At 64.1% G+C, this 22,979-nt stretch carries 20 protein-coding genes; 2 read left to right on the top strand and 18 right to left on the bottom strand.

The window, feature by feature from the left end:
* Positions 1 to 54 precede the first annotated feature (54 nt).
* The 13 genes from fliR to fliF all read right to left on the bottom strand — a co-directional run bounded on the left by fliR (position 55) and on the right by fliF (position 11,316).
* Positions 55 to 864, bottom strand: coding sequence for a flagellar biosynthetic protein FliR (gene fliR, locus D3260_RS00990; protein ID WP_120096669.1), 810 nt, complete (start codon positions 862 to 864; stop codon positions 55 to 57).
* Between the two features lie 86 nt (positions 865 to 950).
* A complete protein-coding gene (gene fliQ / locus D3260_RS00985) occupies positions 951 to 1,220 on the bottom strand; it encodes a flagellar biosynthesis protein FliQ (RefSeq protein ID WP_120096667.1) in 270 nt (89 codons plus the stop codon).
* Positions 1,221 to 1,254: 34 nt separating this feature from the next.
* A complete protein-coding gene (fliP, locus tag D3260_RS00980) occupies positions 1,255 to 2,007 on the bottom strand; it encodes a flagellar type III secretion system pore protein FliP (protein WP_120096666.1) in 753 nt (250 codons plus the stop codon).
* Positions 2,007 to 2,528, bottom strand: a complete 522-nt coding sequence (gene fliO / locus D3260_RS00975; protein ID WP_120096664.1) for a flagellar biosynthetic protein FliO — start codon at positions 2,526 to 2,528, stop codon at positions 2,007 to 2,009. The genes fliP and fliO overlap by 1 nt, the downstream gene beginning before the upstream one ends.
* Positions 2,525 to 3,016 carry a flagellar motor switch protein FliN gene (gene fliN / locus D3260_RS00970; RefSeq protein WP_120096663.1) on the bottom strand — a complete coding sequence of 164 codons (492 nt, stop codon included), beginning with the start codon at positions 3,014 to 3,016 and terminating at the stop codon, positions 2,525 to 2,527. The genes fliO and fliN overlap by 4 nt, the downstream gene beginning before the upstream one ends.
* Positions 3,013 to 4,026: a flagellar motor switch protein FliM gene (gene fliM, locus D3260_RS00965; RefSeq protein ID WP_120096661.1), complete on the bottom strand. Its 1,014-nt coding sequence runs from the start codon at positions 4,024 to 4,026 to the stop codon at positions 3,013 to 3,015. The genes fliN and fliM overlap by 4 nt, the downstream gene beginning before the upstream one ends.
* A 2-nt stretch (positions 4,027 to 4,028) precedes the next feature.
* The gene (fliL, locus tag D3260_RS00960; protein WP_120096659.1) at positions 4,029 to 4,511 is read right to left on the bottom strand and encodes a flagellar basal body-associated protein FliL; all 483 of its coding nucleotides are present in this window, start codon (positions 4,509 to 4,511) and stop codon (positions 4,029 to 4,031) included.
* A gap of 47 nt (positions 4,512 to 4,558) precedes the next feature.
* Complete coding sequence (locus D3260_RS00955; RefSeq protein WP_158583334.1) at positions 4,559 to 6,001, bottom strand: flagellar hook-length control protein FliK; 1,443 nt, start codon at positions 5,999 to 6,001, stop codon at positions 4,559 to 4,561.
* Positions 6,002 to 6,021: 20 nt separating this feature from the next.
* Complete coding sequence (gene fliJ / locus D3260_RS00950; RefSeq protein WP_120096655.1) at positions 6,022 to 6,462, bottom strand: flagellar export protein FliJ; 441 nt, start codon at positions 6,460 to 6,462, stop codon at positions 6,022 to 6,024.
* Entirely contained in the window at positions 6,459 to 7,850 is a 1,392-nt protein-coding gene (fliI, locus tag D3260_RS00945; RefSeq protein ID WP_120096654.1) for a flagellar protein export ATPase FliI, read from the bottom strand. The genes fliJ and fliI overlap by 4 nt, the downstream gene beginning before the upstream one ends.
* A complete protein-coding gene (locus tag D3260_RS00940; protein ID WP_120096652.1) occupies positions 7,850 to 8,554 on the bottom strand; it encodes a flagellar assembly protein FliH in 705 nt (234 codons plus the stop codon). The genes fliI and D3260_RS00940 overlap by 1 nt, the downstream gene beginning before the upstream one ends.
* Positions 8,547 to 9,551, bottom strand: coding sequence for a flagellar motor switch protein FliG (gene fliG, locus D3260_RS00935; RefSeq protein ID WP_120096651.1), 1,005 nt, complete (start codon positions 9,549 to 9,551; stop codon positions 8,547 to 8,549). The genes D3260_RS00940 and fliG overlap by 8 nt, the downstream gene beginning before the upstream one ends.
* Positions 9,544 to 11,316: a flagellar basal-body MS-ring/collar protein FliF gene (gene fliF, locus D3260_RS00930; protein ID WP_120096649.1), complete on the bottom strand. Its 1,773-nt coding sequence runs from the start codon at positions 11,314 to 11,316 to the stop codon at positions 9,544 to 9,546. Before fliF ends, fliG begins: the two co-directional genes overlap by 8 nt.
* A gap of 277 nt (positions 11,317 to 11,593) precedes the next feature.
* Between fliF and fliE the strand changes: the two genes are divergently transcribed.
* Complete coding sequence (gene fliE, locus D3260_RS00925) at positions 11,594 to 11,917, top strand: flagellar hook-basal body complex protein FliE (protein WP_120096647.1); 324 nt, start codon at positions 11,594 to 11,596, stop codon at positions 11,915 to 11,917.
* A gap of 74 nt (positions 11,918 to 11,991) precedes the next feature.
* On the opposite strand, the gene D3260_RS00920 is transcribed toward fliE, so the two are convergent.
* On the bottom strand, positions 11,992 to 13,050 hold the full coding sequence (locus tag D3260_RS00920; protein WP_120096646.1) for a FliC/FljB family flagellin: 1,059 nt from the start codon (positions 13,048 to 13,050) through the stop codon (positions 11,992 to 11,994).
* 251 nt (positions 13,051 to 13,301) lie between these two features.
* On the opposite strand from D3260_RS00920, the gene D3260_RS00915 reads away from it, so the two are divergent.
* Positions 13,302 to 14,015, top strand: coding sequence for an RNA polymerase sigma factor FliA (locus tag D3260_RS00915; protein ID WP_120096644.1), 714 nt, complete (start codon positions 13,302 to 13,304; stop codon positions 14,013 to 14,015).
* A gap of 601 nt (positions 14,016 to 14,616) precedes the next feature.
* Here the strand turns inward: D3260_RS00915 and D3260_RS00910 are convergent.
* From D3260_RS00910 to D3260_RS00895, 4 genes are all read right to left on the bottom strand, one after another.
* Positions 14,617 to 15,570: an EAL and HDOD domain-containing protein gene (locus tag D3260_RS00910; protein ID WP_120096643.1), complete on the bottom strand. Its 954-nt coding sequence runs from the start codon at positions 15,568 to 15,570 to the stop codon at positions 14,617 to 14,619.
* A 390-nt stretch (positions 15,571 to 15,960) separates the two neighbouring features.
* Positions 15,961 to 18,492, bottom strand: coding sequence for a glycoside hydrolase family 3 protein (locus D3260_RS00905; protein WP_120096641.1), 2,532 nt, complete (start codon positions 18,490 to 18,492; stop codon positions 15,961 to 15,963).
* Between the two features lie 296 nt (positions 18,493 to 18,788).
* Positions 18,789 to 20,297: a PepSY domain-containing protein gene (locus D3260_RS00900; protein WP_120096639.1), complete on the bottom strand. Its 1,509-nt coding sequence runs from the start codon at positions 20,295 to 20,297 to the stop codon at positions 18,789 to 18,791.
* Positions 20,298 to 20,440: 143 nt separating this feature from the next.
* Positions 20,441 to 22,516: a TonB-dependent siderophore receptor gene (locus D3260_RS00895; protein WP_158583333.1), complete on the bottom strand. Its 2,076-nt coding sequence runs from the start codon at positions 22,514 to 22,516 to the stop codon at positions 20,441 to 20,443.
* Between the last annotated feature and the right edge of the window lie 463 nt (positions 22,517 to 22,979).

Here is a 22,979-nt window from a genome sequence, read left to right as displayed (position 1 = left end):
ACACGGTCGCGTCGATGGTGCCGTGACATCGCCTTTCCTTGTGATCGCGGTCGATCATGGTAGGGCGTCCGGCGTTGACCGGCCGGCCAGCGCTCCGACGACACTCAGCATGCGTTCGAACAACGTATCGAACAGCCGATGAAGAAACGCACCCAGGTCGGGAATCAGAAACGTGATCACGACGAGGCCGGCCAGCAACGTCATGGGGAAGCCAATCGAAAAGATCGACAGCTGCGGCGATGCGCGATTGAGGATGCCCATGGCCATGTTGATCGTCAGCAGCGTTGCGATCAGCGGCAGCGCGAGACTGACACCGGCGGTAAAAAGGATGCCGCCGGTACGTGCGGCCAGCCACCATCCGTCGCCGTGCAACTCATCGACACCGATCGGCAGCAACGTGAAACTACGGGCCAGGATGTCGAGCAGGATCAGGTGGCCGTTGAAAGCGAGAAACAGCAGCATCGCGAACGTATTCAACAACTGGCCCAGGACCATCGTGTTTGCCCCGAGTGCCGCGGAATAGAACGAGGCGAAGCCGAGGCCCATCTGCATACCGATGAATTCGCCGGTGGATTGGACGACGCCGAATGCCAGTCGCATCACGAGTCCAAGGGCAGCGCCGATCATCACCTGCTGGACGACGAGCCATACGCCGGCGATCGAGAGGGGCGGCACATCGGGGATCGGGCCGAGCGTGGGGGCGATAACAAACGCCAGCAGAGCGGCAAGCGCGATCTTGATTCGGCGCGGGACCATGTTTTCGCCAAAGAGTGGGGCCGTGGACACGAACGCCAACAGCCGGACAAAAGGCCAGAAGATAGACATCACCCAGCCGACCAGCTGGCCGCTCGTGAAATCGATCACAGGCGTGGTCCGGGCGGCCCCTGGGGGCGATCGGCAACGGCCGGTCGGCGTCTGCGATGACAACGTGTGTACGACATCGAGGCGCGTTATTGAACGAAGTTGGGAATATTGAGGAACAGATGACGGGTGAAGTCGATCAGTTCCCCGATCAGCCACGGCCCGGCGATGATCAGCACGACGAAGACCGCCAGGATTTTCGGGATGAACGACAGCGTCATCTCGTTGATCTGCGTGGCCGCCTGAAACAGGCTGACCAGCAGGCCGACCAGCAACGCTGTGCCGAGCAATGGGCCGGCGATCAGGAGCGTCAGTTTCATACCCTGATATGCCAGGTCCATGACGGTTTGTGGCGTCATGCAACGTCTCCCCGGGGGCGTGGTGGCGGCTGCATCAGGAAAAACTCTGCGCCAGTGAGCCGATCAATAGCGTCCAGCCGTCGACCAGCACGAACAGCATCAGCTTGAAGGGCAGCGAAATGGTCGCGGGCGGGACCATCATCATGCCCAGCGACATGAGCACACTGGCGACCACGAGATCGATCACCAGAAATGGTATGAAGATCGTAAAACCGATCTGGAAGGCCGTCTTGAGTTCGCTGGTCACGAAAGCCGGCAACAGGACGCGCATCGGGGTGTCCTGCGGTGTCTGGATGGCGCCGACGTTACCCAGATTGGCGAACATCGCAATATCCGGTTCGCGGGTCTGGCGCAGCATGAAATCGCGCATCGGCACGGCGCCGCGCTGCAGGGCTTGCTGGAACGTGATGTCGTCGTTGGATAGCGGCTCGTAGGCCACGTCGTAGACCTGATGGAAAACGGGCGACATCACGAAGAAGGTCAGAAAGAGCGCCAGGCCGAGCAACACCTGGTTGGGCGGCGCGGTCGGCGTGCCCAGCGCACTGCGCAGCAGGCTCAATACGATGATGATCCGGGTGAAGCCTGTCATCAGCAGGAGCACGGCCGGGAGAAACGCCAGCGCGGTAAACAGCACGAGCGTCTGAACGGATACATTCCACTCGGTACCGCCGCCGGCGAGCGGTTGGCTGACCACGCCCGGCAGGCTGCTGCTGCCACCCGACTGTGCCGAGGCCGTCTCGACGATCAACAGACCGCAGGTCAACAGCGTGGCGCGAATATATTTCATCACGAGCGCCGACCGGTAAAGCGCGCGAGACTGTCGGCAAGCGCCTGACCGAAAGCCGATCGCTCGGTCGTGGTGGCCTGCGGTGAGGGCGTCGTGACGGCAGTTTCGGTCGGGGCCGGTCGGCGATGCAGGGCTGTGATGTTCTGCGGTGTCACACCGAGCACCAGCCACTCATCCTCGAGCGCGACCACGACGACCCGCTCGCGCTGGCCGAGACTGCGAGAGGCCACGATCGGCAGGGACTGGCGACGCTGGTCGCGCTGAAAGCCCAGTCGTTTGAGTGCCCATGCACAGATCAGGATGATCCCGATGACCGCGAGTAGGCCGATCGATGTCCGCCCGATCAGATGCGAGGGCAGATCGGTACCGGTCTGCGCCGGTGTCGTGGGCGCGGTCGTGGCTGTGGCCGTTCCGGTGGGCTTTCGATCGGACATCGCATTGCCGGCGACGAACCAGGCCGGCGGGATGGCGCCGCCCGTATCGGTTTCCGCGGCACCGGGTGCCGGCGTTGTCTCGCTCATCGATTGAGCTTGCCAATGCGCTCGGCGCGATCGACGATGTCGGTGATTCGGATGCCGTACTTGTCCTCGACTACCACGACTTCGCCCTGCGCGACGAGATAGCCGTTGACCAGGATATCCATCGGCTCTCCGGCAAGGCCGTCCAGCTCGACGATGGAGCCCTTCGCCAGATCCAGGAGCTCGCGGATCGTCAGGCGAGTCGAGCCCAGCTCGACCGACAGGGTGACCGGGATCTCCATGATCATTTCCAGGTCACGCGGCGTGCTTTCGCCGGCCTCGCCGGTCAGTGGTCGGAACACGTCGTCGCCGGCGTTACGCGGTGTGGCCTCGGCCTGTGGTGCGGTGGCGGATTGCTGTTCCGCCATGGCTTCGGCCCAATCATCCGCAGCGCCGCCGCTTTCTGCGGCAGCCTGTTCGGCTAGCGCTTCGGCCCAGGCATCGTCGGTTCCGGTCTGGTTTTGCGTATCGTCTTTCGGGGAATCGGTCATGGCTGGTGGTCCTGAGACGTGGGCGTCGAGGCGTGGTCGATCATCTGGGCGACCCGTAGCGCCTTGCGTCCGTTGAGGCGGCCGAACACGGCCTTGAACACCGAAACGCCGTCGACGCGCGCGGTGACGTGGTCGGGCAGGTCGATCGGCAGAACATCGCCGACGGCCAGTCGACTGAGCTCGCCGATGGTCGACTCGACGGTGGTGAATTCCGCGTTAAGCGGCACGTGGCTACGCTCGACTTCACCGGCAAGACGGCGGGCACGGGCGTTCTGTTCGTCCGGGTCGGCTTTCTGCAGCGCGGTGTTGCTCAGAACCTCCCGGATCGGCTCGATCATCGCGTACGGGATACAGATGTTGAAATCGGCACCGAACGAACCGACCTCGAGATGAAACGTCGTGTTCACGACCAGTTCCTTCGGTGAGGTCGTGATGTTGGCAAAACGTACCTGCATCTCGGCCCGCTGGAATTCCAGCTCGAGCGGATAGACGCTGCGCCATCCCTGGTCATAGCTGTCCATGGCCAGCTTGAGCAGTCGGCTGATGATGCGCTGTTCGGTGTGCGTGAATTCCCGGCCCTCGGAGCGCGTGAGAAACCGGCCATCGCCCCCGAACAGGCTGTCGACGACGAGAAACACCATATTGGGCGGGAAAACCATCAAGGCGTTGCCGCGCAACGGTTTCATCGAGAACAGGTTGATGTTGGCCGGGACCGGCAGATTACGGGTGAATTCGCTGTAGGGCTGGATTCGGACCGAGTCGACCGTGATGTCCGCATTACGCCGGATCAGATTGAACAACGACATACGGAAATCGCGTGCGAAACGCTCGTTGATGATGTCGAGCGTGTGCAATCGGCCACGCACCACGCGTTGTTGCGTGGCCGGATCGAATGCCCGGATCCGCTTGCCTGTCGCTGTTTTCTCCTCGGCGACCGGCTCGTCGTCGCCGCTCACACCCTTGAGCAACGAGTCGATCTCGGCCTGCGAGAGCATGTCGTCGTCAGCCATGGTTACTGAACGATGAAATGAGTGAACAGAACGTTGTTGATCGCCATCGGCTTGCCCCCGTCGTTATAGGGCTTGCGCAGGGTCTCGCGCAGTGTCCCGGCGATCTTGCGCTTGCCCTCGGCCGTGGTCATCCGGTCGGCCGATTGATCGCTTAGGGTGATCAGCATGCGGTTGCGAACCTCGGGCATGTGCGACTCGAGCGTCTTGGCCGTTTGTGCGTCGGCCACGTTGAGCGACAGGCCGATATAGAGCACCCGGGCATCGCCGGAGATGTTGACGGTCATCGGGTCGACGGTGACGAACGTGGGCTCCGGCGGCGGGACATCGGCCGGCTTGGCGTTCTCGTCCGTGCCGTGCATGAAATAGAACGCCGCGGCGCCGCCAGCAGCGAGCAACAGGACCAGCATGGCAATACCGACCAGTAGAAACGTACGGGCTGCGCCGCGCTGATGCTGCAGATAAGGCAATGGATCGGATCGGGTCATGGAACGGTCGGTTGAAGAGAGGTCGATTACTATCCGCGACGGGGCACTCAAGCGAAGATATCGATGCCGCCGCGTGTTGACGGCATCGCGGCATGCGGGACGGGCTCGGCCGCGTCACGCGTGGCATCGCTGACCACGGTGACATCGCCGTCGTGGGTCCCACGGTGCGCATGGCGTGAATCGTCGCCGCCGGCAAAGGCCGGCTGGCTGTTCTGATCACCCACCGACGCCTGCCCCAGGGAAAGGCCACCGGCGGCGAGCGATTGACGCAGCTGGGGCAGGGCTGCTTCCACTGCATCGCGCACGTGGGCATGCGCGCTCGCCAGATGAATCTGGGCCTGTTGATGATCGTTGACTGTGACCGAGATGCTGAGCGGTCCGAGTTCACGGGGGTGAAGCTGGATTTGGGCCTGTTGTTGCCCGCCCTGACCGGCGAGACGCAACGTTTGCTGGCCGAGCGCCTGGTTCCAGTCGTCGCTGGCGATCGGGGCCCCGATAATGGTCGTCGTTGACGCGAGCGACGCGCCGGGTCCGGTCACGGCGGGCTGGGCCGGTGTGCTCGCGCTGAACAACGGCCCGTTGCCGGCACTGTCGCTATGGGCGTGATGCGCCTGCAGGATACCGAGGCGCGTCTGAGGCCCAGCATCGTCGGACGTGGCAGCGGGATTACGGCCATTGCCGGCGCTCACGGCATCGAGCATCGCTGCCAGCGTATCGCGTTGATTCGAGGCGTGGCCCGCATCGAGCGCCTGGCCGGTCGTGGGGCGGCGGCCGTCGAGCTGGATCAGCTGTTGCCAGCGTGCGCGCAGACTCTCTTGTTTCGCATGATCGCCGCTCGACCGAACGGCATCCGTCGGTGCTGTGTCCGTCGACGCCGCGCGCGCTGTCGGCATCAGTGGCGCCTGGATCAGCGCAGCGATCGGGCCCGGCGGCTGATGGGGCTCCGGTGAATCTTCGCGCGAGCGTTCGACGTGGGGCTTGCGATCGTCATCGCGCAGGGCCTTATCTGCTGCGTTGATGCGGCCTTGGGCTGCCGTGTCCGGGTGCGCAGGCGTCGTCGCGGCCAGCTCGCCGGGATCCGGCACGGTTGATCGCGACGCGGTGGCCGCGGCACGTCCCTCGTCGAATTGGCGACTCGCGGCGTTGTGCTCCGATGGTCCGCTGATGTATCGACGACGGATGTGGGCCGAGGCATCGACGTCGCGATCGGTGGATCCGGTCGCGGACGGCGCGGCACGGGTCGACGCATCGGCGGGCGGGTTCGTACCGCGGTCGGCATGGAGCCGCGATACCGCCCGTTCACCCGGCTTGCCGGCGGTCTCGCTCTTGCGGTCCCCGGATGTGCCGGGGGCTGAATCGCGTGTCTTTCTCGAGTTTGCCAGCGTGTGCGAGAAATCCGCCTCTCCCGCGCTCGACGGCTTGTCCGATGTCGTGGTTTTCGGCGACGCATTGCGCGCAGGGGCCGTTGTCAGTGCCGGATTGATCGCCATGATCTGCTCGCTCGGTTGCGTCAGAGATGAACACATCGCGAGGCGCGTCCGGCCGCCTCGTCGTTGTCCTGTTGTTCGCGCCGTGCCTCGCGCTGGGCCTGGTGGCGTCGCCCCCGCTCAGCCAAGGTATCGAACGATTTCAATCGACGCTGCCGGTCCTGCCACTGGTGTCGACCATCGACCAGTCGATGCTCGTTGGAGGCGACGATGTCCTGCTGCTGGGCTATGGCTGCATCAAGCGCGGCCAGGAAACGCTGGTCGTTTTCCAGGCGATGCATGGACAGGCCATCGGCCATGGCCTCGGCCAGGCGATGCCCGTATTCGGCCCGATAACGCACCAGGGCATCGAGCTGGGCCTGGCTTTTTGAACGCGCCGTCTGCAGTTCGCCGAGCGCCGCGGCTGCACTGTCGCGTTTCTCGGTCGCGATTTCGATCAGGGCGTCGAGCGATGATTGATTCATGAAGTGGCCTCGTTGCCGGCGACGAGAGCGGCCAGACCGGCGGCGGCATCGTGGTGATCACTGCGCTCGCTCATGCCCTGCTGCAGGAATGATTCCATCTGCGGGTGCAAAGCGATGGCTTCGTCGAGTGTCGGATCGCTGCCCGCCGCATAAGCCCCCACGGCGATCAGGTCACGGCTGCGCTCGTAGCGCGAGAACATGCGTTTAAAGTACTGCACGCGCGAGAGCTGTGTTGCGTCGATAAGCGCTGTCATTGCGCGGCTTATTGAAGCTTCGATGTCGATGGCGGGGTAGTGACCGGCTTCGGCGAGCTGTCTGGACAGCACGAAATGCCCGTCGAGAATGGCGCGCGCGGCATCGGCGATCGGGTCCTGCTGATCGTCGCCCTCGGTGAGGACGGTGTAGAAGGCCGTGATCGAGCCACCGCCGTTGCGGCCGTTGCCGGCACGCTCGACAAGTGTCGGCAGGCGCGCGAACACGGACGGCGGATAACCCTTGGTTGCCGGCGGTTCACCGATGGCCAGAGCGATCTCGCGCTGTGCCATGGCATAACGGGTCAACGAGTCCATGATCAGAAGAACGTCCTGACCGCGATCGCGAAAATCCTCGGCGATGCGGGTGGCGTAATCGGCCCCCTGGAGCCGCAGTAGCGGCGATGTATCGGCCGGCGCGGCAACCACCACGGCACGGGCCAGACCGGCTTCACCGAGGATATTGTCGATGAAGTCCTTGACCTCGCGTCCGCGTTCACCGATCAGGCCCACCACGATCACATCCGCGGCCGTGAAGCGGGCCATCATGCCGAGCAGCACGCTTTTGCCCACGCCGGAGCCGGCAAACAGGCCGAGTCGCTGGCCGCGCCCGACCGTGAGCAGGGCATTGATCGCACGGATGCCGGTATCCAGCACGTTGCGAATCGGCGCTCTTTCGAGCGGATTGATCGATGCGCCGGCCAGGGCGGCATGATCGGCATCGCTCGGCAATGGCCCGCCGTCGAGCGGCCGGCCCCGGGCGTCCAGCACGCGGCCCAGCAGAGCCGGGCCGACGGGCATGGACTTGGCGGCCCCGGTCCGGCTTCCGGGCGGGCCAAGCACGGGCCAGACGCGAGCTCCCGGGATCAGTCCGGTGGTTTCGGCGAAGGGCATGAGCAGGAGAGAGCGGCCTGAGAAACCGACCACTTCGGCCTCGGCATGATCGCGGCCATCGATCTGCTCGATCCAGCAATGTGCGCCGAGTGGCAGACGCAGGCCGACGATTTCCAGCACCAGCCCGCTGGCCCGCACGAGACGGCCGCGCTCGCGAACGCGCGGGCTGTCGATCACGCGATCGCGTGCCGTCAGAAGGCCCCGATCCCAGCCGGCCAGCAGTGTGTCAGCCGTAATCGTCATCAGTGCTCCTCGTGACCGACGGCCTGGCGCAGGCGATTCCAGCGATCGGCATCGCTACTGTCGATCTCGCGTTCGTCATCCTCGATGCGACAATCGCCGGCGGCCAGCGCGACATCGCCTCGCAGTCGCCAGCCGGCCTCGAGAATGCTCTGGCCGAGATGATGCTCGACAAGCGCGAGTTCGTCGGCAGCGACGAACAACGTGGGCGAGCCGGTCAGCCCGGGATGGTTCTCGATCAGTTCCTGCACGTCGTCGAGGATGTGCTCCGGCTGAATCTCGAGGGCGCGTCCCGCCAGATGACGGCCGGTCTCGATCGCCAGCGCCACGACCTGACGGCCGAGGCGCTCATCGAGCGCGGCCGCAGCGTCGCCGAAGGCAGAAACCAGTCGGTCGATCGATGCCAGCCGGGTGGCGGTCTCGGCATCGAGATGGGCCTGTTGCTCGGCCCGGATCTGGGCTTCCCCGGCAGCATAGCCCGCCTGGTACCCAGCGTCGTAGCCGGCTTCGTGGCCTTTCTGCTCGGCCTCTTCCTTGGCGAGCTCGAACAGCGCCATGCTGATCTGGTCCTCGCGCCGCCGGGTTCGCGGCGACGTGTCCTCGGATCCGCCGCTTGGCACCGGGTCGGGTTCGCGAGGGCCGACACGCCGTTCCAGGGGCGCCATGCGCCAGGGTCGCCAGTCGTCATCGTGCGCGCGGTCAGACATATTCGTCGTCGTCACCGCCCAGAGCGATCTCACCGGTATCGGCCAGACGGCGCACGGTATCGAGAATGCGTTTGCGCTCGGTTTCGACCTGCGACAGACGGACCGGGCCGCGCATTTCCATGTCCTCACGCAGGAGATCGGCCGCACGGGTCGCCATGTTGGCGGTGAAACGGGCAAACAACGCGTCGCTGGTGCCCTTCAGGGCAACGGCGAGCGTATCGTTGTCCAGTTCGGTGAGGATCCTTTGCATCGTGCGATTGTCGGCCTTCTCGAGATCCTCGAAGACGAACATCTCGTCGATGATGCGTTGGGCCAGACCCTCATCGTGTGCACGCACGCTGGCGAGCGCGGCTTCTTCGTTCGAGGCGTTGAGCAGGTTGAGAATCTCGGCGGCGGTCGAGACACCGCCCATCTTGCTTCGCTTGAGATTCTGTCCGTCGAGCAGGCTGCCGAGCACTTCGGTCAACTCGGCCAGTGCGGCCGGCTGCACACCGGAGAACGTCGCGACCCGCAGAATCACGTCATTGCGCAACCGATCGTCGAAACAGAGCAGGACATCGGCGGCCTGATTGCGGTCGAGATGGACGATGATGGTGGCGATGATCTGGGGATGCTCGTCCCGGATCATTTCCGCGACCACGTTGGCCTCCATCATGTTCAGCGCATCGATGCCCGAGCCTTCACTGGTCTCGAAGATATCCTCGAGCAGGCTCGCCGCGCGTTCCTCGCCCATGGCTTTGACCAGCACCGAACGGATGTGATCGCTGCCGTTGATGTTAATGGCCCCGTACTGGTCGAGCTCATCCGAGAATTCCTGCAGGACCTCCTCGATCTGCTCGTTCGATATATTGCGCAGTGCCGCCATGCGCACGCCGAGCTGCTGGGCATCGCGGTTGGAAAGGTGCTTGAACACTTCGGCCGCGGTGTCGTCGTCCATGGCCATCATGAGGATGGCGCTGCGATCGAGGCCGCTACGTCCACTCTCTGCGCTAGACATCTTCTTTCATCCAGTCCTTGACGATCATGGCGACCATGCGTGGGTCCTGCCGGGCCGCCTCTTGTGCATCCTTGATCGCATCGTTGTGACGCGCCCGCCGCTGGGACCGCAGCGCGCGCGCGGCGGCATCGCTTTCGGCCTGTGGGTCGGCGGACTCGGGGGCCGGCGTCGTTGCAGCCGCGCTCGTGCCGGCAACGGGCGCCGTATCGCCGAGCAGGCCGCTGCGCTGAGCCAGCGGCCGAATCAGACGGCGCCAGAGCAGCCACGCAACGATCGCCAGGAGCAGATACTTGAGTGTCTGGATCGCGAGCGCCTGGAGGGCGGGATCGCGCCACCACGCAGCCGCCGGAATCGTCGGTCCGGGCGAGGCATCGGAAAACGGCATCTGAATGACGTCCACGGAGTCGCCGCGTGACTCGGTATATCCGACCGCGCCCCGGACGAGGCGCCGGATCTGGGCCATGCGATCCGGCGACAGGCCGGTCTTGCCCGGGTTGTCGTCGGTGCCCGGAGTACCGATCGCGTTTTCGTTGATCACCACGGCGACAGAGACGCGTTGTACCTGGCCGACTGCGTTCTTGACGTGGGCGATGGTGCGATCGAGCTCGTAATTGGTGGTGTTGCTGCGCGACGACGAGATATTGCCGCCACTGTTCAGTCCGAGCGCACCGTCGGATTGCAACGCGCCGTTGGATGTATCGTCTGGCGTGTTCTCATTGCCGGCGGCCGCGCCGGGGGACGCATTGGCGGCCCCGTTGTTGTCCTGTGTCGCCGGGTTGTTGATCGGTGAGGGCGCATTCGGTGTCGGCTGATTGCTCAGCGCGCCGGGGATGCCGCCGTCTTGTTTGCCGGAGTCGGCTTTCTGGTTCGTCTGCCGGCTGCGGATCGCGGCGGGCTTGTCGCCGTTGTTGGGGGTGTAATTCTCGCTGGTGCGTTCACGCCGCGAGAAGTCCAGATCAGCGGTGACCTGTGTGCGGACATTGTCTGCGCCCACGATCGGCGCGAGCAGATCCTGGATACGTTGCTGATAGGTTTTTTCGACCTGAGCGGCATAGGCCAGTCGCGTGCCATCGGCGTCGTTTTGGTCGGTATCGCCGCGCGACAGCAAATGGCCGCGGCCATTCACGACGGTGACCGCGTCGACCGGAAGCCCCGGCACGGCGCTGGCCACAAGGTTTTGGATCGCGGTCACTTGCCCCTTTGTCAACGCCCGACCGGAGTATAGATCCAGCACGACCGAGGCCTTGGGTTGCTTGCGATCGCGCACGAATACGCTGGATTTCGGCATGGCCAGCTGAACGCGTGCGCCGGTGACTTCGTCGATGGTTTCGATCGAGCGCGCCAGCTCACCCTCGAGTGCCCGCTGGTAGTTCACCTTTTCGGCGAACTCGCTGACACCGAAGGGTTGATTGTCCATCAATTCGAAACCCACGCCGCCGCTTTTCGGCAGGCCGTCGCCGGCCATCTGCAGACGCAGGTGATCGACACGAGACCGCGGGACCATGATCGTGCTGCCCCCGCCGGAAAGCTTGTAGGGCACTTGCATTTGGTCCAGGCGCGCGAGGACCGCGCCGCCGTCCCGGTCCGCGAGACCGGAATACAGAACCGCATAGTCAGGCGAGCGCGTCCAGAACAGCAGCGCGGCGAGTATCGCCACGGCCGCTGCCACGCCGATGATCAACGCCAGACGCGGCGACGCACGCAGGCGTGCCAGTGCGTCGGCCATGCCGCCTGCCGTCGAAGCTTGGGCTTCGGCGCTGCTCATCCGTTTCCCCCCGTCGTGCGATCGTCGCGGTGACGTATCGCCTGAATCCTCGTCGCCGACGACAAGACACACGCTCACGCATGCCTGCCACTACGGCCCGGTGCAGATTATTCCGCAGGTGCGCGTTTTCTAAGCGGTGAATAGCCTGCGTTTCGGGCGTTATTTGATTGCATACCCGTCATGGCGGGTGCGCTAGCCTCGCGCGTAGTCGAGTCTTTCGTCCGATACACGGACGAGGGCTCGTGCCGATCTTTTCGCCGATCAGGGGGACAGCAGTATGGATACAAGCGCGATGAGCGGATTGCTGCAACAGTTGCAGGCCGCTGCAGGCCAGGCAGGGCAGACAGATGCGAGTGCCGCGCAGAGTGCGGGCGGTACGCCGAATTTTGCCGAGGCTTTGACGCACTCGATCGATCGTATCGATGCGCTCAAGACACAGGCCGTGGAGAGTGGCCGTGCTTATGAAAGTGGTCAGCCCGGCGTCGGGCTCAACGATGTCATGGTCAATATGGCCAAGGCCGATGTCGCGACCAACATGGGTATTCAGGTGCGCAATCGTGTGGTCAGTGCCTATCAGGACATCATGAACATGCAGGTGTGATACGCCGCGGCCGGTTCACAAAAAAAGGGCATCGCGTCAGCGATGCCCTTGCCGATGTCGGCGCGCGTCTGAGATTAACGCAGCAGCGACAGGACGCCCTGGTTGGACTGGTTGGCCTGGGCGAGGACCGAGGTGCCGGCCTGCTGCAGGATTTGAGCCTTGGACATGGACGAGACTTCGCTGGCGTAGTCGGTGTCCTCGATACGCGACCGGGCCGAGCTCAGGTTCGTGGTCGTGGAGCTGATGTTGTTGATCGCCGAGTCGAGGCGGTTCTGAACAGCACCGAGATTGCTGCGGAAGTCGTCGATCTGGCCGATCGCCGAGTCCAGCTGTGCCAGCGGGTCGGGCGTGGCTTCCGTTGCCACGTTCACGCTGTCGCCGTTGGCCACAGCGGTGGTGTTCGTCGGGGCATCGTCGCCGGTCAACGCGTCGCCGACAGTCACCTCGCCGGTTTCCGCGTTGATGTTGGCGGCATTGTAAGAGGTGTCGGTACCGCTCGTGTCGGCCACGGCGTAGGCCGTGTTGCCATCGGCGTCGTTGTAAGAGACCAGCGACTGATCGCCATTCAGGCCGCTCGTGTCGGCCTCGACCGATGTGGTCCCGGACACGTTGAAGCTGCCCAGACCCAGCGAATCGGAGTCCGTGTTCGACAGTTTGATGTCGATCTGCTGGCCGTCCTGGGAGCCGACCTGGATTTTGATGTTGCCTTTCGAGCCGTCGAGCACGTTGGTGCCGTTGAAGGACGTCTGCTCGGAGATCCGGTCGATTTCACCGAGACGCTGGCCGATCTCGTCCTGGATCGACTGCAGGTCGGACTGCGAGTTGGTGCCGTTCTGCGCCTGGACCGTCAGCGAACGCACACGCTGCAGGTTGTCGTTGACCTGATCAAGCGCGCCTTCGGTCGTCTGTGCCAGGGAGATTCCGTCGTTGGCATTCGAGGAAGCCTGCTGCAGACCGCTGATCTGACTGCTCATGCGGTTGGCGATCGCCTGGCCGGCGGCGTCATCCTTGGCCGAGTTGATCTTGCTGCCCGAGGACAGACGCTCGATCGCGGTGTTGAGTTTGTCCTGCGACTGACGCAGATTGTTCTGCGCGCTCAGCGACAGCGTATTGGTGTTGACGGTGAATGCCATGTCGAGATGCCTCTCAATGCGTAGTGGTAGTGACGGGATCTTGACCCGTTGTCGCGGCCGTTTTCCCCGCCGCTGGAGTTTTATCGTCGGCTCGCCGACAAACTTTAGGGCCGCTTCGGCAATCGTTCGATCAGTCGACGAAAACACGGGTTATTCGCGTGATGCGTTGGGCCGCCTTTCCCGCAGACTGCATGACGGATTCTCCCAATCGCGCGGGCGATAGCTCGTTCGCGCTTGTCGACGACTGCGCTATGTACACTGCTGCCGGCCGAATGGAACGCACTCAGACCATTGAAGGCTATATGCCGATGATTCGTCGGCATGCACTGGCTTTGCAGGTGCGTCTGCCACCGAGCGTGGATCTGGACGATCTGATCCAGGCGGGCACGGTCGGCCTGCTGGACGCGCTCGAGCGCTTCGAGACCGGGCAGGGGGCGACCTTTGCCACCTATGCCTCGCAGCGTGTCCACGGTGCGATGATCGACGAGCTGCGAAGCCGCGACTGGTTGCCGCGCAGCGTGCGTCGTGGCGCGCGTGAGCTTGCCACGGCGATCGAGCATCTCGAACATCGGCTCGGGCGCGCGCCTCGCGAGCGTGAAATCGCGGCCGAGCTCGGGCTGTCGACCGAGGACTATCACGCTTTGCTCAACGATGTGAACAACGGCCTGATTCTGAGTTATCAGGAAGAGGGCACGCCGGAAAGCGAACCGAGCCGACCGGCCGCATCGGTCGATGCCGGTGGGGATCCGTTTGCCGCGACCTTCGCCAACGCGCGCCGCGAGGATCTGATGACGGCGATCGACGGTCTGCCCGAGCGCGAACGCATGTTGCTCGGTCTGTATTATCAGGAGGATCTCAACCTGAAGGAGATCGGGGTCGTGCTGGGCGTGACCGAGTCGCGCGTCTGCCAGCTGCACAGTCAGGCTGTCGCACGACTCCGCAAGGCATTGCCGGCCTATCGCTGATTCGGCGACCGTTGACTCGACACCTCCGGTGCAGCGGACACCCTCGTCTTAGGGCCTGTTGAGGTTTCGTGCGAGCGCCTTTTCGTCGAGAGACCACAATGTGTCCGGCAAGGCTCGCAACGCCGCCGGGCGCCCATCGTCGATTTTTCATGGGCGGCTCAACCCGAAGGGACAAGCGCCCCAAAATCAAGAACAGGACGGCAATCCAGCGTTGTCGCCCGCGGGTGCAGAATGGCTGCACCGCGCGCACGACGCCTCGTCTTGCCGCCTATCGTCAGTTTCAGGGCGCACTGGGCGCGGACTCGCACGAAACATCAACAGGCCCCAAGGAACCTCTGATCTATTCATCCACGGTCGCGCCGGTGTCTTTTGCGCGCGTCTGACAAGACGCCGCGAGCGCCGTTTGCTGAATGCAAATGAGCGAGCGGCAACGCCGCTCAGCCGCGCGCAAAAGCCCGGCCGCCAAGCGGTTTGGCCCAAAAGGCCGCGCTACGGCGTTGCATGGCAGGATCATAGAGTGGCTATGACGCGGCGCCATGCGCCTTGTATCGTGGCCTTTGGGGACTCAAACGCGACCGTGGATGAATAGATCAGAGGTTCCCTAACAGCCGGCATCGATCGTTCGTGTCGATATCGCGACACTCACGGACGACCGGGACTTCGCCTGTCTGACGCCGTGCATGCGCGTCACGCAGCGTGCCGGTTGTGCGGCTTCCAGAAAATCCAGTAATTGTGACAGCACGGTCGTACCGAGCATTTCCAGTGTGCGTCGACAACGCGGTCGATATGCGGGCTGTGAATCGTCGCGATGCCAGGCCAGTCGGGCGAAGTGTGCAGCCAGCGACGGGCGATGACGAAGCAGGCGGCGCAGGCGACGATGCGCATCGTCGCGTATCGCCGTTCGGACGGCGTCGATGTCGGCCTGGGTGACGTCGCCTTCGCAGGCGGCCACCACTGGTTCCGGCTTGTGCAGACGGTACCCCTGAAGCAGATCGCAGCCGGCGTCGAGTGCATGCCGGAGTTCGGTTGCGGTCTCGATTTTCTCCACGAGAATCTGGATGTCGGGCCGACGTCGTCTCAAACAGGCGATAACGTGACGAAGCCCGGCTGGCGTGAAGGCCGGACATTCCAGCTTGATGATGTCGGCCTGCTCTATGAGCGGGTGGTCGGCATCGGGGCGTGTGTAATCGTCGAGCCCGATACGAAAACCCTGGGCCTTGAGCCGCTGCACCTGTTCGATAACCGTGCTATCGACGTGGACCGACTCGAGGACTTCCACGACAAGCCGATCGGGCGGGAACGGCAGATCCCGAGCCAGAGTGAGCGCTGTGAAATTCACGAAAGCCGGGCAGGACGCACCGAAGGTCGGGGCCGGATCTCGCAGGAACGCATTGACCAGGACCCGGCTTGTCGCTCGTTCCGGGTCGAACTGGTCGGGCGCGCGGTTGGGAAACGTCCACTCACGATAAAGCAGCTCCTCACCGCCCGGCTGCAGATCGCGGTCGAAGATCCGTTGACGGGCGTAGAGGAGAGAGTCGGTCGACGGATGATCCATGAAGCGCCTGTTTCACTCGGTCGTCTAACGCTATAACGGCATCGATCGGACCGAACTTGACGGTCGTCGTGACAATTCGCCGTACGCGGGATCGGTGACGCCGTGGTTGGCTCTGAGATACCGCGCATTATCGATCGACCGGATGGCGTCCTCGGAAAACCCCGCGCCGCGTCGGTCTGGCAGCCCGCCATGATTGAAATACCTGTAAGAAAAGGCGGCGCCGTGCCGGATCAATGTCGGCAGCGCTGGCATTGGCCGTGCCCGCGGCGAGGGCAGGCCAGCGAACGGGCCATGCATTACAGGCCGTTCGCGGCCCGGGCAGACATGCCCGGACCCGTTGAGCCACGGCACGCGATGCCTTGCGACAGCGCGTGCCGGATCGCAGAACCGTCAGTCGACCGAAATCTGGCCGATGACCGAGACCTGATCGATGGACTGACCGAGATAGACGTCGTGCTGGCCGGCGGCAGGCGTCCAGTCGTTGTCGTCTTCCGACCAGTAGCGCAGCACTTGATCCGTCACCGGGATCTCGATCTCCTGTGAGTCGCCGGGTTCGAGCGTGGCGCGGGCAAAGCCGGCAAGCTGTTTCGGTGCAACGACAACCGGCGTGCCAGAGGCGGCCCCGACATAGACCTGCGGCACCGCAACCGCCGCGTGGTCGCCATCGTTACGTGCCGTGACACGCACCACATAGCCGCTGTCGCCGTGGGTCAACTGCGCGCCCGAATAGGTGACGTTGCCGTAGGTCAGGCCGTAGCCGAAGGCGAAAAGGGGGGCGACATCGTAGTAGTCGTACCAGCGATAGCCGACAAGAACGCCTTCGTCATAGTGCACGACGCCATCCACGCCCGGATACCGACGATCCGAGGCCGTCGGCGAATCGTCGAGCGAGGTCGGGAACGTCACCGGCAGGCGCCCGCCGGGCGTGGCATCGCCAAGCAACATCGCAGCGATTGCCAGGCCGCCTTCCTGTCCCGGATACCACGTTTCCAGGACGGCGCCCGACTGATCGAGCCAGGGCATGGTCACCGGGCCATCGGTATTGAGCACGACCACGGGATCGTCGGCGGCCTCCGTCACGGCATTGATCATGTCGTTCTGGAACAGCGGCAGGTCCAGCGTGTCGCGATCCTCGCCCTCGCTGCCCTCGTTGAAACCGAACACCACGACATGATCGGCCTGACTCGCGAGGGTTCGCGCATCGGCCAGCGTCTGGCGACGGATCTCGGGAGAAACCCAGGCGAAGCGGATCTGCAGTTTCGAGTCCGGGTCGCCTTCGGTCACGCCGATCTGTGCGCCGGCTTCCCCGGTGATTTCGAGTTCGTGCACGCTACCGGCCTCAAGAGACACGATCTGTGAAGCCACGCTGAGCCCGTCCGCGGATTGCAGCACACGGTTCGAGAACAGGCCGCCCGTGGTCGCGATCTCCTCACCGTCGAGCGTCACGGTACCGGCACCGCCCGCGGTCTGGATGAGCAGACGATAATCACCGCTTTCCGGCGCAACGAGCCGGCCGGTCCAGGTCCATTGCGAACCGGCGGTCAGCGCATCGTCGCCAACGAAATCGACGGTCTGATCCACGCGTTGGGTCCCGCCCTCGCTCATGGCCTGAAGACCGTTGGAATCGCCCCCGTTGCCAGCGCGCAGCGCCGAGGCCGGGACCGGGTCCCCATCGAGGCTGATGCCCGGTGCGTAACGGATGTCGGCATTGTCCCCGAGTGCGCGTCGCAGCGCGTCGAGCGGGCTGACGGTTTCCAGTGGATTGACCGCCGAACTGCCGCCGCCGCCGAACAGCAGGCGTTCTGCGGTGGGGCCGATCACGGCTACGGTGCCAAGCTGATCGGCGTTCCAGGGCAGGGTCGCGTTTTCGTTGCGCAGCAGTACGGAACCGGCTTCGGCGGTATCGCGCGAGATCTGGGCATTGGCCTCTGTATCCACATCCGTATCGTCGTTCCGATCGTGACCGAGCAGACCGAAGCGGGACATCTGGCCAAGAATGCGCTCGACGGAACGATTCAGCAGACCCTCGTCCACGGTGCCGTCGTTCACGGCGTTGCGCAGCGCGTCGCCGTAGTACGTGTCGTTGGGCATCTCCATGTCGAGACCGGCCCGGATCGAGTCCTCGGTGCTGTGGGTCGCATACCAGTCGGACATCACGAAACCCTGGTAACCCCATTCGTCGCGCAGAATGGTGTTCAGGGTCTCGTCATTTTCGCAGTTGTAATTGCCGTTGAGACGATTGTAGGCACACATGATCGAGGCCACGTCGGCATCGACGGCCGCCTTGAACGCCGGCAGATAAATCTCGCGCAACGCGCGCTGGCCGACATTGGCATCGATGCTCATGCGGTCGCGTTCCTGGTTATTGGCCACGTAATGCTTGACCGTCGCCATCAGACCCTGGCGCTGGATCCCCTCGATTTCGCCGGTGACCATGCGCGATGCGAGATACGGGTCTTCGCCGAGCGTTTCGAAGTTGCGGCCGGCCAGCGGCGTGCGCACGATGTTGGTCATCGGCGACAGCAGCACGTCCTGACGATGCGATTTCCCCTCGACGCCGATGACCTCGCCGTAACGCGTGGCGATCGACGGATCGAACGTCGAAGCGAGACCGATCGGTGCCGGCATCGCCGTGGCCGGCTCCGTGGTGCGAACGCCAAGCGGGCCGTCGGTCAGCCGCAGCGGCGGGATGCCGAGCCGCGGTACGCCGGCCAGATAACCGGCGCCGGCCAGTCCTTCGGGGTCGGTCGTGCCGTGGAGCATGGCGATCTTGTCGGCCGTGCTCATCCGGGAGACGAGCGAGGACGGGGTGCTCGAATCCGATGATCCGGTATCCACGTCGTTGTCGGAGTCATCACAGCCGGCGACCATCAGCGCAGTGACGCCAAGAGCCGATGCCGATAAGGCATGACGTATCTTCATTTTTCTCCCCTTGTAGCGGTTAATCGCGACTGCTTGCGTGTCGGTTCACATGCCCCCGGCCGTCGAGTGACGACCGGGTCTCCCCGGCGAGTGATACGCAAGCGAAATCGATCGTTATATTCAAAAACGATCGCTCAGAAGTCTACCGTTGCCAATGGCGCGAGGGCTCTAGACTTTGGTCGGGATCCATATCGCTGGAAGAAAGTGCGGCGACGATTGCATCGCGACGAGCCCGCGCTCTGGTGCAGAACGCAGGCCTGTGCGATGGCCGGCAGCGGCGAAAATAGGGCGCGACATCAGATCGTTCGCCGACGTCTCGACCGGCGTCTGTGCCGTCGCAGGCCGCTCATCGCGATCCCGATGCTGATCAGACAGACGATCGTTCCGCCAGCCAGTGCGCTCAGAATCAGTCCGTACCAGACGAGGCTGCCCGGTTGGAGCGGCGGCAGATCAAAATCGTGGAGCCCGGTATACAGCCAGCGCCAGACACGACGGCCGGCATCGAGTGCGGTGACCACGCGTGCCCGGGCGGGGTCGAAATAGAGAAGCACGCCGTCGTCATAACGTGCCCGATAGACCGGCAACGGCGGTCGATGGCCATCGAGTCGATCCGTTCGGCTGGGTTGATAATACGCGTCGTAGTGCGTCAGCCGTGTCAGGTCGACGAGCGGATGGCCCTGGCGCCGGGCCAGCAGGGAGCGCACGCGCTCGGTCCCGAGTTGCGTCACGGCAGCCGTACGACCGGGCGCGATCCAGTAAGAGCGACCGTTGGCATCGGTGACGCGATAGCCGGTCACGCCGCCGATGGCCTGCAGGCGGATCTGTCGGATATGGGCCGGCCAGGTGATGGATGTCGCCAGGCTCGCCGGCGATGGAATCGTCGGGTCCGGGGCATGGCGTTGTGCGATCCATGTGCTCGGCCCGTCGTCGAAGAGTGGCTGATCGGCCCAGAACAGGGGATCGAGCGAGAATATCCCGCTCAACAACCAGGTCAGGATGAAGGCGCCGAAGGTGAGCCCGGTGTAGTGATGCCAGCGATGCAGGCCGCGATAGGGGCTGGCGCCCTGGCCGGGTCGGCGACGGCGCCGCGCGCGCCAGTTCAGCACGCCGAGCAGCAGGCCGCTCAGGCACAGGACCAGGCCGATGACGGCCAGGCTGATCACACCCCAGCGCCAGAGGCCGGCCGCGCGGCGCAGCTCGGTGAAATAGACCCAGTGGATCACCGGGCCGGCCCAGCCCCAGGCACGCGCTCTTGCGGTTGTGCTATGCACCAGTTCGCCGGTGCGTGCGGCAAAATATAGGTCGCTGGCATGGCCGTCGGCCACGCGGACCCGCCAGAGAGGGCGATCGGCGGCAAGCCGCGAGGCGAAGGTCCATTGGTCGGGCCGGTGTAACAACGTGGCCGCGACCGGCGCGGCGCCGCTGGCCTGTCTTGCGCGTTGTCGGGCCGCGCGGGCGTCGAGACAGCAAAGCGGCTTTTCGTTGACCGGGTCCATGCCGTACCAGGCGCCATCACCATGCCGTACCCGGATGCGTGTGCGGCCATCGGCCCGATCGATGCGCATCGCCGTCGGGGGTTTGGGCAGCCCGGCGACGCGCGCGGCCTGTGCGGCCGTGACGTCGATGACACTCGGGTCCAGATCCTGATGATCCGCGCGTCGCGCCTCGGTGTCGTAGGTCGGGTAGCCCACGAACACCATCACGATGCCGGAGACGAACCAGGCCAGCATCACCAGGGCGAGGCCGATACCCAGGTAGCGATGCACTGGGGTGGTGATCCGCTGAAGTCGCTTCTTGACGGTCATGATCGCGAGCGGCCATCGGGCCGCGGAACGCGCACTATCGTGCCCGCTGCTGCGGCATGGATGGAGGTGATGGCGGCCGCGGCAGTCAGTAGCGCGTCGCCCGGTCGGCGTCCGGCTATGTTTGTCTGGCGCATCAACAGGCCTTAAAAACTGTAGGTATAGGACAGCTGCGCGTTGCGCGGTACGCCGAGTGTGTCGTAGCGATAGGCCCGGCCATCGGCGTCCACATCCTGCGCCACGTCGGTGGCATAGCGTCGATCGGTGAGGTTCTCGACGCGCAAGGTGACCCGATGCTGGCCGTGATCGCCGAAGCGCTGGTAGGCGCTGGCATCGACGATCGTATAATCGCCGACCGACTGTTGGCCGAAGTTGGCGAGTCTTTGGGTTTCGTCACCGGCGTAGCGGGCCGATAGCCGGCCGCCGTGTCGCTCGTCAAGGGCGTCCCAGGCAACACTTGTCTTGGCGATCCAGACCGGGATGCCGTCGACTTGCCCACCGCCATCCAGCGATTCGGAGTCGGCGTAAGTCGCACTGCCATCGACATGCCAGCCGGTCTCGCCACCGATAGTGAGTATGGCCTGGCCGCCGCGAACTCGCGCGCCCGATTCACCGTTGGTAAAGCGGCCGTCGATCGGGGTGATCAGGTCGTCAATACGACGATAGAAACCGCCCAGCGTCCACTGGACGTTGGCGCCGATATTGCCGATCAGTGCCAGACGTGTATTCAGGCTTCGCTCGGGCTTGAGGCCGGGATTGCCCTCGGCATAGCGCGGGTCGACGGCAAACAGCTGATAGGCCGTGGGCAGCAGAAAATTGGTGCCGACCGAAGCCTTGACCTGCACGTCTCGCCCGACAGGCTGGGCCATGCTCGCATTCCAGATCGTATGGGCGCCGCCGAATTCGGAATAGTTGTAGCGTGCCCCGATTGCGAGGTCGGTCGACGCAGAGAAGGGCAGTACCGGCCGGAACTGGATGAAACCGGCATGGACGGTCTCGCTTCGATCGGCGATCTGGACGACATAATCGTGGCCCGAATAGGCCTGCAGGTCGTAACCGAACAATAGCTGGCTGCCGTTGTGCACGTTGTAGCGACCGGTGAGGTTCAGACCGTAATCGTTGTAGCCCCAGCTCTGGGCATCGTCGACCACGTGGCGTGAGCCATCGTCGTTGCGCCCGATCTGTGTCCAGTCGCTCCACCAGGAATGCCAGTAGGCCTTGCCGTAATAGCCGAAATGCGACGATAACCGCTGGTCCCACTTGGCCGAGGCGATGACCTCGTCGCGATCGTTGAATGCCTTGAAATTGTTGATCGTGCGCGGCTGGTCGACGACCACGTTGTTGTAGATCAGCAGCAGGTCCAGCGCGTTATCCTTCGCCGGCGCGGCGTGATATTTGCCGCCTACCGAACGACGCTTGAATCCGGTATCGCGCGGCCGGCCATTGCCGTGATAGGCCGAACGGGGATAGGGATCGAACCCTTCCGATTCGTCGTAGGCACCGAATACCAGCCAGCGCCCGGCCGGGCTCGGGCCGCTATAATGCCCGGCAGCGCGTCGATCATGAAACGTGCCGGTACCGAGACGCAGTTGCCCGGCATTGTTCGGGCTCGGATCGCGCAACACGATATTGATCACGCCGGCGACGGCTTGTGTGCCATAGAACAGGCCTTGGCCGCCCCGCAGCACCTCGATGTAATCGATCATCTCGGTGGTGATCGAGTCCAGCGGGGTGGTGCCGCCATACAGACGGTTGTTGATGCGTACGCCGTCGACCAGCCAGAGAATGTCCTGGGTGCGAGAGCCGTCGAGCGAGGCATTGAAATAGCTGCCGCGGCCGCCTCTGGGCGCCAGGAACAGGCCGGGCGCCAGGCGTTCCAGCGCCTGGGCCACATCGGTCATGCCGGTGTCGTCGAGTTGCTGTCGATCGATGACCTGCCGTTCCGCGCCGTAGGCCGACAGCTCCGCGGGCAGGGTCTGCTCGATGCCCGATCCCTCGACCTGCACGTCCGAGAGTACCGACGTCGGCACCGTATCAGCGCCACTCGTATTTGGGGCCGCGGGAACCGGTGCCGCCTCGGTCTCGGTCCTCGTCGGCGAGGTGTCGGCGTCACGCGGCTCGTTGATCTCGGTCTGGTCGGTCGTCGCGTCCGCTGCCAGCACCGGATGGGAAAGCGCAAAAAGCGTGGCACCGAGCAACGCAAAGCGGGTTTTTCCGAGCATTTTCAATCGCAGATATATCGTTGGACGGCAGCGTGTTGAATCATTGCGGGCGATGTATCGCCGCGCGCATCGTCGGCGTGCGAACGTAACGCTCGACGGCGTCCTGCGACGAGTGGCCGCGCCGGGCATGAAAACCAGACGATCGATACGCGTCCGGATGCCATCGCGGCGGACACGCACGACTCAAATGCCGGCAGCCAGCCGGGGCTTGGTGGCCGGTCATCAGCCAGCCGCCCTGGATGGGCGCGAAGTAAACAGCAACCGCGCCGCGATCGTGTCTTGTCGTGTCTCGGTGTCCGAGGCGCACGTATGGTGCCCGCCGATCACGACCGGGCTCGACGCATCAGTGCCGCCTTCGTCATCGTGGCGCGAATCTCGTCCGAAATTGTCAGCACAAGGATCGTGTTCGGTGCATACAGGGCAAACACATCGTCGATCCGGCCGGCGGAACGGCGTACGGCTG

Source organism: Salinisphaera sp. Q1T1-3 (assembly GCF_003602005.1).
Lineage (GTDB): Bacteria > Pseudomonadota > Gammaproteobacteria > Nevskiales > Salinisphaeraceae > Salinisphaera.
The sequence above is the reverse complement of the archived record's forward strand: the minus strand, read 5'-3'. Positions and strand labels throughout refer to the sequence as shown.